The sequence below is a fragment of the Candidatus Methylopumilus planktonicus genome, from assembly GCF_000981505.1.
Classification (GTDB): domain Bacteria; phylum Pseudomonadota; class Gammaproteobacteria; order Burkholderiales; family Methylophilaceae; genus Methylopumilus; species Methylopumilus planktonicus.
Genome location: NZ_LN827929.1, coordinates 223,779 through 239,376 on the forward strand (window position 1 = coordinate 223,779; position 15,598 = coordinate 239,376).

Below are 15,598 nucleotides of genomic sequence, written 5' to 3' on the forward strand. Positions count from 1 at the left end.
GAACCTAAAAAAAAACCGGCTTAGGCCGGTTTTTTATTTAGGTGACTATGTTTTATTGAATAAGTAAAATAAAAAACAACTCCAATTAATACCCAAATTAAAAATCTTTTCCAAGTTTCAACCGGCAAGAAAAACATTAAAGCGCCACATGAAAAAATTCCCAAGAGAGGAATAAGAGGATGCCATTTATTTTTAAAAGTTGCCTTATTATTTTTATGAAGTTTTCGTATAAAAATGACACCCAGTGAAACAATCACAAAGGCAGCTAATGTTCCAATATTCACTATCTCAGCTAAAGTGCCAAGTGGTATAAATCCAGCAATTAATGAGATTAATAGCCCACAATAAACAATAACTTTTATAGGGGTGTTGGTATTTTTGTTCACTTCGCATAAAGAATGAGGAAGTAACCCATCTCTGCTCATTGCAAAAATAATTCTTGTTAAAGCGTAATAAAGAACAAGCATTACGGTTGTGAGTCCGGCAATAACACCAGTAGAAACAACAGCAGAAGCCCATTGAAAGCCAATCTTTTGGAGCGCATAAGCAACAGGAGAAGATACATTTAGTTCTTGATATGGAACAACACCTGTAAGCAATAATGAAACAATAATGTATATCACAGTACAAAAAGCAAGTGAGCCAATAATACCTTTAGGCAGATCTCTTTGTGGATTGATTGCCTCTTCAGCGGCGGTTGAAACCGCATCAAAACCAACGTACGCAAAAAAAACCAAAGAAGCGCCTGCAAGAACACCAACAGTTTTTCCATCAGGTAATGTCGAAAACCATCCATAAGGCATAAAGGGATGCCAGTTAGCCGGATTCACATTGAACATAGCAACTGAGATAAATAGCGTGATGGTTAAAAGTTTTATAAAAACCATCACAGCATTAAATTTAGCACTTTGCTTTGCTCCAATAATAAGCAAGGACATAATTATTAGTATAATGACCATTGCTGGAAGATTAACTATACCGCCTAATGAAGGAGCTTTAGATAATGCTTCTGGAAGGCTTAGACCCATAGCGGTAAGAGCGTTATTGAAATATCCAGACCATCCATTTGCAACTGCAGCAATAGACATTCCATATTCCATGAGTAGAATCCAGCCAATAATCCATGCAAAGAATTCACCAAAAGCAACATAACTATAACCATAGGCGCTTCCACAGCCACCAATCGATGATGAAAGTTCTGCATAAGCCAATGCTGCAAAAGCGCAAGCAAAGCCTGATACTACAAAAGATAAAATAACTGCAGGACCAGCTTGATTAGCAGCCGCAATACCAGTTAAAACAAATATACCTGTTCCAATGATGCACCCTATACCTAGCAATGTAAGATCCAATGCACTCAGACATTTTTTTAAATGCGCTGGATGTTTATGGTTAATATTTTTTTTTCGAAGAATTTTTTTAAATAGATTATTCATGACTTAGCCAATCTTTATTCGTTAAAAAATATGTATATAATTTTTCTTCTTTGCTACCTGTTTCTGGTTTCCAATCATATTTCCATTGAACAATTGGCGGCATCGACATTAAAATTGATTCAGCTCTACCATTAGATTGCAAACCAAATAGAGTGCCACGATCAAATATCAAATTAAATTCTACATAACGACCACGTCGATACAACTGAAAGTCTCTTTCTTTCTCTGTAAAATGAATATCTTTTCTTCTTTGAAGAATTGGTAGATAAGCATTTAAAAAAACATCACCTACGGATTTGTTTAAATTGAAAGACTTATCAAAACCTAAACTATTAAAATCATCGTAAAAAATACCACCAATCCCTCTAGGCTCTTTACGATGCTTTAGATAGAAGTATTCATCACAATTCTTTTTAAATTCTGAATAAAGTTTTTTATCATATGGATCAAGCATAGTTTTCAATGTTTGGTGAAAATGTACTGCATCTTCATCGAAGCCATAATAAGGGGTTAAATCCATACCACCGCCAAACCACCATATATCGTCAAGACCCTCTTTTTTTGCAATAAAAAATCTTACATTCATATGCACCGTCGGGGCATATGGATTTCTAGGGTGCAAGACTAGTGATAACCCCATAGCTTCCCATTTTCTATTTGCTGCTTCTGGATGAGCAGCACTTGCCGAGCCTGGTAACTTGTCACCTACGACATGCGAGAATCCAACACCAGCTCTTTCAAATATATTTCCATTTTCTAAAAGGCAAGAAGTCCCACCGCCACCTTCTTTTCGTTGCCATGAGTCATTAATAAAATTTTTCCCATCAACAATTTGAAGTGTTTCGACAATATTTGTTTGAAGATTATTAAAGTACTCAAAAACTACATTTGAATTAATCATATTATTTTCTAATTATTTTTCTACTAACAAAATCTTGAATCGTTGTAGGTTTTTTTTCACTACCAATATTCCCATCAATAATCTTCACTTTACTCCTAAACAAATTTTTACATGCCCTAATAGTTTTGATGGATTGTTTATGGCTTAAGTTAGCACTTGTTGAGGTGATTGGAAAGTTGATTGAATTTAATAAATTCAAAGTGCTTTTAACTTTAGGGAGTCTTATAGCAATATTATGACTGCCCCCTTTTAACCATGAGGGACAATAATTAGACGCAGGTACTAACCAAGTATGAGGGCCGGGCCATTTATCCATCATTTCTTTTTTTTGTGTCTCTGACAGATCTTTCATATATGCTCGCAAATGATTTATCTTGGAGCCAATTAAAATAAAACCTTTTGATCGAGACCTTTTTTTTAACCATAGAATTTTTTCTACCGCATATTTATTTTTTGGATCACAACCCAATCCATAACAGGACTCAGTGGGATAGGCTATAACACCACCTTGTTTTAGATAACGGATTAAGCGTTGGTTAGCCAATTTAATTATTATTTAATGCTCTGTAACCTATATCTTGTCGATATTGGGCGCCATTAAATTTAACAGTACTGATAGCCTCATAAGCTTGAATTTGCGCCTCTTTTAAAGAATTACCAAGCGCAGTGACGGCTAAAACTCTGCCGCCTGAAGTTAGAAGTTTATTATCTTTGTATATAGTGCCTGCATGAAATATATAACTATCAGGAATAATGCGATCTTCAATATGAATTTCATCATTTAGCTTTGGGGACTCAGGGTAACCTGCCGACGCTAAAACAACAGCTAGTGCTGTTCTTGTGTCCCATTCGATTTCTAATGAATCAATTTGTCCGAGAGCTGCCGTGTATAGAATTTCAAACAAATCACTTTTAAGCCTCATGAGAATGGGTTGTGTTTCAGGGTCTCCCATTCGACAATTAAATTCTAATGTTTTTACATCACCCTTTTTAGTAATCATGAGACCTGCGTAAAGGAATCCAGTAAATGGAATGCCATCTTTGCCCATACCATTAATAGTGGGGTAGATAATTTCATCCATGACTTTAGAATAAATTTCTTTAGTAACTATAGGTGCAGGAGAGTATGCTCCCATACCGCCTGTGTTAGGCCCCATATCATGATCTAAAAGTCTTTTATGGTCTTGACTTGTAGCAAGCGGGAGAATTGTTTTGCCATCACATATCACCATAAAGCTAGCTTCTTCACCTTCAAGAAATTCTTCAATTACAATTTTCGCTCCTGCATCTCCAAATTTATTGTCTACAAGCATAAAGTCAATTGCATCATGAGCTTCATCGACTGTCAGCGCAACAACGACACCTTTTCCAGAAGCAAACCCATCCGCTTTAATAACAATGGGCGCGCCATGCTCATTAACATAGTGATGCGCTTCATCTGGCATTTTAAATGTTCTATATTTTGCAGTAGGAATGTTGTGCCTATACATAAAATCTTTGGCAAAATCCTTAGAGCTTTCAAGTTGAGCAGCTTTTTGAGTGGGTCCAAAAATATTCAAATTTTTAGATCTGAATAAATCAACAATGCCTTTGGAAAGCGGTAGCTCTGGACCAACAATAGTGAGGTCAATTTTTTCTTTAATTGCAAAATCTGAAAGAAGATTAATATCGGTCAGATCAATATTGTTGAATTTTGGATTGAGGTGAGTTCCGCCATTGCCTGGCGCAATAAAAATAGCATTTATTTTTTGGCTATGAGAAAGTTTCCATGCCATTGCATGTTCTCTACCGCCACTTCCAATGACTAGAACTTTCATAAACTAATGCCTAAAGTGCCGATATCCAGTAAATAACATTACAAGACCTAAATCATCAGCTGCAGAGATGACCTCCTCATCTCTTAAGCTTCCGCCTGGCTGAATAACGCAATTTGCACCAGCAGCGGCAATGACATCAATCCCATCTCTAAAGGGAAAGAAAGCGTCTGAAGCGACCACAGAATTTGTTAAATCAAGATTTGCATTCTGTGCTTTTATAGAAGCAATCTTGGTACTATCAACTCTACTCATCTGACCTGCGCCGATACCTATGGTTTGATTGTTTTTACAAAATACAATGGCATTTGATTTAACATACTTAGCAACTCGCCATGCAAAAAGCATGTCAGCTATTTGTTCTTCATTAGGTTTAAGTTTAGAAACTACTTTGCAATGATTAATATCTATATTGAAATTGTCTGGTGATTGAACAAGTAAGCCACCACCAATTTTTTTCAATTCAAAAGCATTAAAGCTATTATCGAGCGAAACTTTTAATAATCTAATATTTGGTTTTGATTCAAATATTTTAAGTGATTCAGTATCGTAAGATGGGGCGATTACAACTTCGACAAATTGAGTAATAATTTGAGATGCAGTATTTTTGTCTAACGAAACGTTGGAAGCAATAATGCCGCCGAATGCCGAAGTTGGATCAGTTAAAAATGCTTTTTTATAAGCATCGAATAAGTCTTTTGAAGATCCGACGCCGCAGGGATTAGCATGTTTTACAATCACGCAAGATGGTAGCTTAAAGCCTTTAACACATTCCCAGGCTGTATCCGCATCATTTAAGTTATTGTATGACAGCTCTTTACCCTGCAATTGTTGAAAGCTTGCTAGTGAGCCTTTATTGGATATTTCATCTACATAAAAAGATGCACTTTGATGTGGGTTCTCACCATAACGTAAATCTACTTTTTTATTAAATGCGAGGTTAAGTTTGTTAGGGTAAGTTATATTTTTATTTATATCCAGTCCGTTAAGATAATTCGAAATAGCTGAATCATATTTTGCAGTATGCTCAAAAGCTTTCTTGGCCAAACTCAATCTCAAGTCTAGATCAAGTGACCCATTATTTTGCCTTAAAGCATCTTCAATAAGTTTGTAGTCCGCTGCATCAGTAACAATCGCTACACCATTATAATTTTTTGCTGACGATCGAATCATTGCAGGACCACCGATATCAATATTTTCAATAGCTTCAGAAAGCGGGCAATTTTCTTTAGATATGGTTGTTTCGAATGGATACAAGTTCACTACTACTAAATCGATTAAAGGTATATTCGATTTAGCCATTGTTTGCAGATGATTTTTGTCATCTCTCTTTCCAAGTATGCCGCCATGTATCTTTGGATGAAGTGTTTTAACTCTACCATCTAACATTTCTGGGAAGCCAGTGTAATCAGATACTTCAATGACAGGAATATTATTATCAGCAAACAATTTTGCTGTACCACCAGTAGATAAAATTTCAACTTTGTATTTAATTAGCGTCTTAGCGAATTCGATAATACCTTTTTTGTCTGAAACGCTTATGAGGGCTCGTTTGATTTCAATCATGACTAAATATCAATCTTATGTTGTTTTAATTTTTTTCTAAGCGTATTTCTATTAAGGCCAAGGATTTCTGCAGCCTTACTTTGATTGCCTTTTGAAATACCCATGATGTAACTAATGAGTGGCTTCTCTACCATACCAATTACCATATCGTAAACATTCGTTGGGTGTTCGCCGTCCAGATCTTTGAAGTATTGATCTAGAGATTCGTTTACACAATCAGAAATATCTGTCTTCTTTTCCATTAAGCTACCAACATTTCTTCTTCATACTTTATATAAGGAGATTCGATCGAAAGAAAATTAAAATAATCTTCGATAGTTTTAATTTGTGCATCGACTGTTTCAATTGTATTCATATAGTGTCTAAAATTTGCAGAATTTTTTAATCCTTTTGTGTACCAAGAAATATGTTTTCTAGCAATTTTTAATCCTGCATTTTCACCATAAAAGCTATAAAGTTCATTCACATGAGCAATGGTAGTATTTTTGATTTCATCAATAGACGGATTATCTAAATGCATTCCTGTTTTAAGATAGTGATCAATTTCTCTAAAAATCCAAGGCTTGCCCTGAGCTGCTCTACCGATCATTACCCCATCTACACCCGTATAATCTAAAACATATTTAGCTTTTTCCGGTGAAGTGATATCGCCATTGGCAATGACGGGAATCTTTACTGACTGTTTCACTTCGGCAATGGTGTCATATTCAGCTTCACCCATATATAAACAAGCCCTCGTTCTGCCATGAATAGCTAATGCTTTAATGCCAATACCTTCAGCAATTTTTGCAATCTCTATAGCATTACGATTTTGAGTGTCCCAGCCAGTTCTTATTTTTAGTGTGACTGGAACATTTACAGACTTTACAACGGAAGATAATATTTTTTGCACAAGTGGCTCATCTTTAAGAAGCGCTGACCCAGCCATCACGTTACATATTTTTTTTGCAGGACATCCCATGTTGATATCGATAATTTGAGCGCCATGATCCACATTAAATTGAGCAGCCTCCGCCATCATTTTAGGATCAGCACCAGCAATTTGAACTGATATTGGATCTACTTCGCCTTCGTGATTGGCGCGACGAAGAGTTTTTTGGCTGCCATATAGAAGTGAATTTGATGTCACCATTTCACTTACTGCCATGCCAGCACCAAACTTTTTACAAAGTTGGCGGAAAGGGCGATCTGTGACGCCTGCCATGGGGGCGACTACTAGATTATTTTTAACGGAAATGGAGCCTATTTGCACTGTCGTATATTTACTTAGGGAAAGTTGCCTATTTTATAGGCAAATGGCTTTTTATAAAAGTGAAGACTTCAAATTACTTATGCCATTCATAGCCTAAATTAACAATTTTGACTTGTATTTCTAGCATGGCTTCAGCGACTAATTTCGATGGGCCTTTAACACCAAGCTCAATAGTCTTCATAGGTTTTAATTTCGGCAGGCTAAAAAGTTTAATTTCTGGATATTTTTTTACAATCTCATTCATCAAATCAATCAATTTACTCTCACTTACATCATTTATCCAAATCGAAGCTTCAGCAAAGTCATTTTGATTTAATAGTTGTCTATAGTGAGTATTGAGAATCCATTCAACCATTGGCCAGGCCATTTCTGGGAAGCCTGGTAGGAAATGATGACCATTAATTTTAAATCCTGGGATTTTATTAATCTCATTTGGAATCAATAATGCGCCCTTTGGAATATCTGCCATCAAGATCCTTTTAGGATATGCTCCCTCACCAAACTGTTCTTCAATCAGTTTCACAGCCTCATCATTTCTGGTTAAGTGAAGTTCAAAAGCGTCTGCAGCAGCCTGCCTTGTAAAGTCATCTGGTGTTGCACCAATACCACCAAAAGAGAAAACAATAGTATTGGATTTTATTGATTGTCTGATTGATTGAATAATATCTTTCGAATCATCTTGAATGTATTTCACCCAAGACAATGAAAGGCCATATTTTTTTAATGTTTTTTTTAAGTATTCAAAATGTTTATCTTGTCTTTTGCCAGATAAAATCTCATCGCCAATAATTAAAGTACCAAATTCCATTCTAGTGTGCCGTATCCCAATTCAATCCAACGCCGATATCTACGATAAGAGGAATATCAAGATTTGCAACGCCCTCCATTAAGAGAGGTAATTCTTTTCGTAAAATATTGATTTCGTCTTGAGGCACTTCAAACACAAGCTCATCGTGTACCTGCATAATCATTTTTGTTTTTAAGTGTGTGTTTTGAGAAAGCCATTGATCGACTGAAATCATCGCTAACTTAATGAGGTCAGCAGCAGTGCCCTGCATGGGGGCATTAATTGCTGCTCTTTCTGCTGCAGCTCTTCTAATACCATTCGAGCTATTAATTTCTGGAATCCATAATCGTCTGCCAAAAAATGTTTCTACATAACCTTTATCTTTAGCAAATAATTTTGCTTCCTCCATGTAACGTTTAACGCCAGGGTATCTCGCAAAATAAGTCTCAATATAATTTGAGGCCGCACTGCGCTCAATACCAAGTGATTTTGATAAACCGAATACACTCATGCCATAAATCAAGCCAAAATTAATCACTTTTGCATAGCGCCTTTGTTCTTGGGAAACACTACCTAGGTCGCAACCAAAGATTTCAGCTGCTGTTGATTTATGAATATCTTCATTATTCTTGAAAGCTTCAAGCAATCGTTTATCTTGAGATAAGTGAGCCATGATTCTTAACTCTATTTGAGAATAGTCCGCAGATAGAATGGACGAGCCTTCATTCGCAATAAATGCTTCTCTTATTTTTCTTCCTTCCAGGGTTCGGATTGGGATATTTTGTAAATTAGGATCTGAACTTGCAAGACGCCCTGTAATTGCTACGGCCTGGTTGTAGCTTGTATGAATCCGCCCAGTGTTGGCATTAATCATTTTTGGTAGTTTATCTGTATAGGTTGATTTAAGCTTAGATAGACTCCGATGTTCGAGTAATAATTTGGGTAAAGGATAATCTAAGGCTAAATCTTGTAATACTTCTTCATCCGTAGAAGGAGCACCTGAAGGTGTTTTTTTCAAAGATTTAATACCTAGCTTATTAAATAAAATATCTTGTAATTGTTTAGGCGAGGCGAGATTGAAAGGCTGTCCTGCTAATTGATAAGCCTCTTCTTCTAGCAGTAGAATTTTTTTACCAATTTCATGACTTTGTGCATTTAATTTTTTGTCATCCACAAGCACACCGTTTCTTTCGATCTTTAAAAGGACTCCAGCGGCAGGCATTTCAATATTTTCATAAATAAATTTAAGTGACACATCGCTTTCAATTGTAGGATTAAAGAATTGATTTAATTGTAAAGTGACGTCGGCATCTTCAGATGCATAATGAGATGCTACATTAATATCAACCTGATTGAATTTAAGTTGATTCACGCCCTTGCCAGCAACATCTTCATAACTGACACAGGTGTGACCTAGATGCCTTAAGCTTAAATTATCCATGCCATGGTTTTGATGACTTTCCGTCACATAGCTTTGTAACATTGTATCGTGCATAATGCCTTTAAGATGTATGCCGTGATTTAAAAATACATGCGCATCATATTTAATGTTTTGACCAATTTTTTTAATTTTTTCATCTTCTAACATGGGCTTCAGTAAATTTAATATAGTATCAATTGATAACTGTTCCGGAGCTCCAGGATAATCATGCGCTAAAGGAATATAAGCTGCTTCCCCGGCATTTACTGCTATCGATATACCTACAATTTTTGCCTGCATAGTGTCGAGCGAGTTAGTTTCTGTGTCGACACAGATATATTTTTTTTCTTTAATTTTTTCTAGCCATACATGTAATAGATCTTTGTCGAATATTGTGTCGTATTTTATTTTAGAAATAAAATGACTAGGCGATTTGATAGATATTTTTTCTTCACTACTTTTACCTGATAAATTATTCTCAGAGCTACCTTCTTTAATTTCGTTAAGCCAATTCTTAAATTCAAATCTCTGATATAAATTTTCTAAAGTGGATGGGTCTTGCGCTTTAGGTTTGAAATTATCCCAATTTTTGTCGATATCAAGATCACATCGAATCGTAATAAGATCCTTAGCTTTAGGAATCCAATCGAGCGCTTTCCTTAAATTTTCACCGACGACACCTGAGAATTGAGCAGCATTATTTACGATATTGTCGAGTGTTTGATATTCATTAAGCCACTTCAATGCAGTTTTAGGACCTACTTTTTCAACGCCAGGGACGTTATCTGAGGTGTCTCCAATAAGCGTTAAGTAATCTATAATTTGATTAGGCATCAGCCCAAATTTGTCTTTGACACCTTCGATATCAAGTTTTTCATTCGTCATCGTATTAATTAAAGTGACATGTTTATTAACAAGCTGAGCTAAATCCTTATCGCCTGTTGAGACCACGACATTAAATTGATGTTGAGTGGCTTCCTTACATAAGGTACCAATCACATCATCAGCCTCAACACCCTCTTGAATCAGAATCGGCCAGCCCATCGCTGTAATGGCTTCATGAAGCGGCTGAATTTGAGCTCTTAAATCATCAGGCATCGCTGATCGATTAGCCTTATACTCTGGATAAAGATCATTCCTGAAAGTTTTTCCTTTTGCATCAAAAACGCAAACGCTATAATCAGAAGGGAACTCTTTGTGGATTTTTCGGAGCATATTTAAGACGCCATAAATAGCTCCAGTAGGTTCTTGGCGACTGTTTCTAAGATCAGGCAATCCATGAAACGCCCGATAAAGATAAGAAGAGCCATCGACCAATAATAGTGTTTTCATTGTTTAACTTTGAAAGTTTTTATGTCAGCAGATAAAAAGATACCTAAATTTAACGGCCCAGAATTGTTTGATGAAACTCATAATGAAAGTGAATCCTGGTATGCATTTGAAATTATGTCAGAATTTGTTGGCGCTACCGAAAAACTTAAAAAAATAACCCCTGCCGTATCCGTGTTTGGAAGTGCTAGGGTTAGCGAAGATCATCCTTATTACAAGCTCACCGTTGATATAGCAGAGGCGTTATCCAACTCCGGGTTTAGCGTTATTTCTGGCGGCGGCCCCGGCCTTATGGAAGCTGTTAATAAAGGAGCTTCTTTAGGCAAGGGCCCTAGCATCGGGCTTAATATTAATTTGCCCCACGAACAAAAATCGAACGACTACCAGGATATTTCGATAAATTTTAAATATTTTTTTATGCGTAAAGTGATGTTTATTAAGTACGCTTCAGCTTACGTCGTCTTGCCAGGGGGATTTGGAACGCTTGATGAATTAATGGAAGTGATCACACTTATTCAAACGGGTAAATCAAGAAAAATTCCTATCATTTTAGTAGGGAAGGTGTTCTGGTCCGGCTTACTAGACTGGTTAAAAGACAAAATCGTAAATGAGGGTATGGCTGAATTAAAAGACTTGAATTTGATCCAAATTCTTGAGGGGCCTAAAGAGATTGTGGATGCGATATTTAGCCATTATGAATCGATTGGTTTTACGCTAACGCCCGCAGAGAGAAAAGCTCAGCTTTACTTGTAAATTATCAAATAAACCATACCATCTATAGGTTTTTTGCTAGAATCTTGTGTATGAAAATACAAAACACAATTAAAGCTTCTTTATTGGCGACTGTCTTCATGAGCTTAAATGTCATGGCTGAAAAAAAACTTGAGCTTTTAGAAGAAGTGAAGCCACCACCAAAGAATTTTGAAAGCGATATTGTGGATGAGCCTCAAATTACCATCACCAAAAAAGGGACTGATACGGTCGAAGAATACCGTATTAATGGTGAACTTTATATGATGAAAGTAACACCCCCCGCTGGTGGACCTTCATATTATTTATTGAAGGAAGATCAAGATGGTAGTTGGGCAAAATTTGATGGTCCTAGCCAGCCTCTCAGTGTGCCTAAATGGGTAATATTTAGATTCTAAATTTTTTTGAAAGGGCTTTAAGCCCTTTTTTTATGTCAGTTTACACATCAGTTAATATAAAAGAATTAAAAATCTGGCTTCAAGATTATGCTTTTGATGATCTCACTGATTATCAAGGTATTAAGTCTGGGATAACGAATACCAACTATTTTTTGATGACGGCGCACGATCGTTTTGTTTTAACGCTGTTCGAAAAAAATACTATAGAAGATCTCCCTTATTTTGTAGATCTGATGTCCCATCTAGCGACACATTCATTTTTATGTCCCAAGCCTATACTTAAAAAAAATGGCACAGCTTTAAGTATTTTAAAAAATAAACCCGCTTTAATCGTGACATGTTTAAAGGGTAAAGAGGTCACTAACCCTGAAGTCAATCATTGTAAAGCTGTCGGTAAAAGTCTCGCAGAGCTTCACGTGAAGTTAGCCAATTTTGTAGCTCAACATCAAAATACAAGAGACCTTAGCTGGATAAAAAAAACGGCTGAAACTTTATTTAATGAGTTACCTCAAGATGAGAGTAAATTATTAAGAGAAGAGATTCTTTACCAAGAAAAGCAAAATTATAAGCTTCCTAAATCTACTATTCATGGAGATCTATTTAAGGATAACGTTCTCTTTTTAAATGATGAGGTATCAGGCTTTATTGACTTTTATTATGCTTGCACAGACTATCTTATTTTAGATGTGGCTATAGCAGTAAATGATTGGTGCGTAAATAGCGATGGTTCTTTTGATGAGTCAAGACTGAATGCTTTCTTAGATGCTTATAAGAAGATAAGATCTTTTAATGATAATGAAGATCGAGCTTGGAATGATGTATTAAGATTAGCGTCTCTTAGATTCTGGGTTTCAAGACTTAACGATTTCTATCATGCGGAAGAAGGCGAACTCACCTTCATAAAAGACCCTAACCATTTTAAGAAAATTTTAAAGAAACGCATTAGCGGATAAATTTTAAGGTAAATTGATATGAAAAAAATTACATTCCGAGATTCCATTCGCTGGAATAAAGAAAGCTTCAAACTCTTCAAAAAGACACCCAATCAATCATTGATGCTTAGCTTAGCTTACCTTTTTATTTTTATGCTATTGCCTTCAATGCCTATGATTCAAATCTTTTCAATTGCATCTATATTGATTTGGCCAATATTTTTGGTATTCGCAGTTAACTTCTACAAGACTCACGACAAAAATAAGGAAGAAAATTTTTTAGCGGTATTTGAAAAAATTAAACCTAGGCTTGCAACATTGCTAATGCTTGGCCTCATTTGCTTAATTTATGCGGCTATGGTGACGATGGTTTTAAATTCTGAAATGCAGGGCTTTATTAAACTATCAGAGAATAATAATGAGCTTGTGACAGTAATTAATAATTTTGTGCCCATGATTGGAAAATTAATCCTACTCCTTCTGCCGTTACTTATGGCGACTTGGTTCTCGCCAATGTTGATCGTTTATAACAACTATTCACTCTTCAAATCAATTAAATCTAGTATCGCCGGATGCTTAATGTATATTTTTCCTTTAGGTCTTTCATGGCTTATTTTTTCAACAATAGCGATATTATTTATGTTGTCATGTGGGCTATTAATTGGCGCACTCGCTTCACTCTTTCCCGCTATAGGGCCTTCATTAATGGGTGCAATTATTTTCTTTGCATTGCTTGTGATCACATCAGTGATGTTTGCATTTCAATATATTAGTTACCGAGATATTTTTAAGTCTGCTAAAAGCTACTAGTGCTTAAAGAGTTTTGCGTACTCCATCGCAAGCCATTTGGTACCTGCTTTAGTAAATTTAATTTGGATTCTTAAATCATCAGCATTACCTTCATAACCTAAAACGGTTCCCTGGCCAAATTTTTCATGCATGACAGATTCACCAATACGCCAAGTATGTTTTTGCTGGGTAGGTTGTGAATAATTTTCTTCAATCTGATCTATATTATTTTTAAAATTGGTTGTGTTAATGTTTTTAACAAGACTCTCAGGGATCTCTTCCAGGAATCTTGATGGCATACCATATCTTGTCTGGCCATGAAGCATTCTTGATAATGCATAACTTAGGTATAGTTTTGATCGAGCTCTTGTCACAGCTACATACATAAGCCTTCTCTCCTCCTCAAGCCCTTTGGATTCAAAAAGACTTTGTTCGTGTGGACATAAACCTTCTTCAAGGCCTGAAATAAAGACTACGTCAAATTCCAGCCCTTTGGATGAGTGAATCGTCATGAGTTGGATGGCATCTGAACCCTCGCTCGCTTGCATATCACCACTTTCTAAAGAGGAATAATTTAAAAAATCCCCAAGCGGATTTGTAGACTCATTATTATCATTATTAAGAAATGTTGCGGCTGCAGAAACCAATTCATTTAAGTTAGAGACTCTATCTAAACCATCTTTTTCATTAGTATAGTGGTCCTTAAGCCCTGACTCGTTAATAATGAGATCAATCACTTGTGGAAGCGTTAATCCTTCAAAACCGCTTTCAATATGTTTGATCAGATGGATAAAGTAAGGTAAGCCTTTTTTGATTGTGGGCGTTTGATCTGATGATTTCATCGCAGTATCCCAAAGGCTGCAACTATCTCGTCTAGAAATATCTTGAAGATCTTCTAATGACCGACTTCCAATACCGCGCGTTGGAAAATTTACAATTCTTAAAAATGCACTGTCATCATTTTTATTTGTAATGAGTCTTAAGTAAGCAATCGCGTGTTTAATTTCAGCACGCTCAAAGAAACGTAATCCACCATATACACGATAAGGTAAGTTGGATGAAAAAATATTATGTTCGAGAACGCGCGACTGCGCGTTGCTTCTATAAAGAATAGCAATATGATTGAGCGATACACCTTCCCTATGAAGCATTTTGATTTCATCTACAATAAACTTGGCTTCATCAATGTCAGTATGGCCTGTATAAATTCGGATGGGATCACCCTCTCCAGCGGAAGTCCATAAGTTCTTGCCTAATCTATTTTTGTTATGATCAATGATGGCATTTGCGGTGTTAAGAATGTTACTTTTAGATCTGTAGTTTTGTTCTAGCTTAATAATTTGTTTGACATGGAAATCTCTTTCAAGATCTTTCATATTGCCAACTCTAGCTCCTCTAAAGCTATAGATAGATTGATCATCATCCCCCACAGCAAATACAAAACTGCTGTTACCTGCAAGAAGTTTTAACCATTTATATTGAAGCTCGCTTGTATCTTGAAACTCATCAATAAGAATATGTTTAAATCGATCTTGATAGTGCTGGCGAATGGCTATATTTTTTTCAAAAAGTTCATAGCACCTTAAAAGCAATTCACCAAAATCAACCAAGCCTTCTTTTTGACATTGTTTTTCATATTCAAGATAGACTTCATTTAATTTTTTTGAATGTGTGTCGTAACTATCTACATGAGCAGCTCTTAAGCCTTCATCTTTGCAACCATTTATATAGTGTTGCACTTGTTTAGGTGCATAAGTTTCAGTATCTACATTCATTACTTTCATCGTTCTTTTAATTAAAGATAACTGATCTTGGCTGTCTAATATTTGGAATGTCTCAGGCAAGCCAGCATCTCTTGCATGTGTTTTCAGAAATCGATTACATAAACCATGGAATGTACCTACCCACATACCTCTTGTATTGATGGGAAGCTGCATGGTAATTCTTTGCAGCATTTCTTTTGCAGCTTTATTGGTAAATGTCACAGCGATAAGACCAAAAGGACTCACCACGTTTGTTTGAATAAGCCATGCAATTCTGGAAGTAAGTACTTTAGTTTTTCCGCTTCCTGCACCAGCGAGAATGAGTGCAGATTCATTTTGAAGTGTTACAGCTTCAACTTGTTTCTCATTCAAATCTTTGAATTGATTCTGGTTGGGAAGGGATGCGTTCATGAGGTGTAATGCTATCCTAATTTATTACTAGATAAAAAAAAGATTAAAAA

The 15,598-nt window shown here is 36.0% G+C and carries 14 protein-coding genes; 4 read left to right on the top strand and 10 right to left on the bottom strand.

Features of this window, described 5'->3' with window-relative positions; genetic code table 11:
* Window positions 1–20 precede the first annotated feature (20 nt).
* The 9 genes from BN1208_RS01270 to polA form a co-directional block, all read right to left on the bottom strand.
* A complete protein-coding gene (locus BN1208_RS01270; protein ID WP_046487038.1) occupies window positions 21–1,436 on the bottom strand; it encodes an amino acid permease in 1,416 nt (471 codons plus the stop codon).
* Window positions 1,429–2,337: an oxygen-dependent coproporphyrinogen oxidase gene (gene hemF, locus BN1208_RS01275; RefSeq protein ID WP_046487039.1), complete on the bottom strand. Its 909-nt coding sequence runs from the start codon at window positions 2,335–2,337 to the stop codon at window positions 1,429–1,431. Before hemF ends, BN1208_RS01270 begins: the two co-directional genes overlap by 8 nt.
* A 1-nt stretch (window position 2,338) precedes the next feature.
* Window positions 2,339–2,881: an L-threonylcarbamoyladenylate synthase type 1 TsaC gene (gene tsaC / locus BN1208_RS01280; RefSeq protein WP_046487042.1), complete on the bottom strand. Its 543-nt coding sequence runs from the start codon at window positions 2,879–2,881 to the stop codon at window positions 2,339–2,341.
* Window position 2,882: 1 nt separating this feature from the next.
* Entirely contained in the window at window positions 2,883–4,154 is a 1,272-nt protein-coding gene (purD, locus tag BN1208_RS01285) for a phosphoribosylamine--glycine ligase (RefSeq protein WP_046487045.1), read from the bottom strand.
* A 3-nt stretch (window positions 4,155–4,157) separates the two neighbouring features.
* Window positions 4,158–5,717, bottom strand: a complete 1,560-nt coding sequence (purH, locus tag BN1208_RS01290; RefSeq protein ID WP_046487046.1) for a bifunctional phosphoribosylaminoimidazolecarboxamide formyltransferase/IMP cyclohydrolase — start codon at window positions 5,715–5,717, stop codon at window positions 4,158–4,160.
* A gap of 2 nt (window positions 5,718–5,719) precedes the next feature.
* Window positions 5,720–5,959, bottom strand: a complete 240-nt coding sequence (locus BN1208_RS01295; RefSeq protein ID WP_046487049.1) for a helix-turn-helix domain-containing protein — start codon at window positions 5,957–5,959, stop codon at window positions 5,720–5,722.
* Window positions 5,959–6,969, bottom strand: a complete 1,011-nt coding sequence (gene dusB / locus BN1208_RS01300) for a tRNA dihydrouridine synthase DusB (protein ID WP_046487051.1) — start codon at window positions 6,967–6,969, stop codon at window positions 5,959–5,961. Before dusB ends, BN1208_RS01295 begins: the two co-directional genes overlap by 1 nt.
* A 73-nt stretch (window positions 6,970–7,042) precedes the next feature.
* A complete protein-coding gene (locus tag BN1208_RS01305; protein ID WP_046487055.1) occupies window positions 7,043–7,777 on the bottom strand; it encodes a competence/damage-inducible protein A in 735 nt (244 codons plus the stop codon).
* A gap of 1 nt (window position 7,778) precedes the next feature.
* On the bottom strand, window positions 7,779–10,508 hold the full coding sequence (polA, locus tag BN1208_RS01310) for a DNA polymerase I (protein WP_046487058.1): 2,730 nt from the start codon (window positions 10,506–10,508) through the stop codon (window positions 7,779–7,781).
* 21 nt (window positions 10,509–10,529) lie between these two features.
* On the opposite strand from polA, the gene BN1208_RS01315 reads away from it, so the two are divergent.
* Genes BN1208_RS01315 through BN1208_RS01330 form a run of 4 tightly spaced genes read left to right on the top strand, consistent with a single transcriptional unit; the run spans window position 10,530 to window position 13,395 of the window.
* Window positions 10,530–11,258, top strand: a complete 729-nt coding sequence (locus BN1208_RS01315; RefSeq protein WP_046487060.1) for an LOG family protein — start codon at window positions 10,530–10,532, stop codon at window positions 11,256–11,258.
* Window positions 11,259–11,308: 50 nt separating this feature from the next.
* The gene (locus tag BN1208_RS01320; RefSeq protein WP_046487062.1) at window positions 11,309–11,653 is read left to right on the top strand and encodes a DUF2782 domain-containing protein; all 345 of its coding nucleotides are present in this window, start codon (window positions 11,309–11,311) and stop codon (window positions 11,651–11,653) included.
* A gap of 32 nt (window positions 11,654–11,685) precedes the next feature.
* Window positions 11,686–12,606: a homoserine kinase gene (locus BN1208_RS01325; RefSeq protein ID WP_046487065.1), complete on the top strand. Its 921-nt coding sequence runs from the start codon at window positions 11,686–11,688 to the stop codon at window positions 12,604–12,606.
* An 18-nt stretch (window positions 12,607–12,624) separates the two neighbouring features.
* Window positions 12,625–13,395, top strand: coding sequence for a BPSS1780 family membrane protein (locus BN1208_RS01330; protein ID WP_046487066.1), 771 nt, complete (start codon window positions 12,625–12,627; stop codon window positions 13,393–13,395).
* Here BN1208_RS01330 and BN1208_RS01335 read toward each other — a convergent pair.
* The gene (locus tag BN1208_RS01335; RefSeq protein WP_046487070.1) at window positions 13,392–15,548 is read right to left on the bottom strand and encodes a UvrD-helicase domain-containing protein; all 2,157 of its coding nucleotides are present in this window, start codon (window positions 15,546–15,548) and stop codon (window positions 13,392–13,394) included. The genes BN1208_RS01330 and BN1208_RS01335 overlap by 4 nt on opposite strands.
* Between the last annotated feature and the right edge of the window lie 50 nt (window positions 15,549–15,598).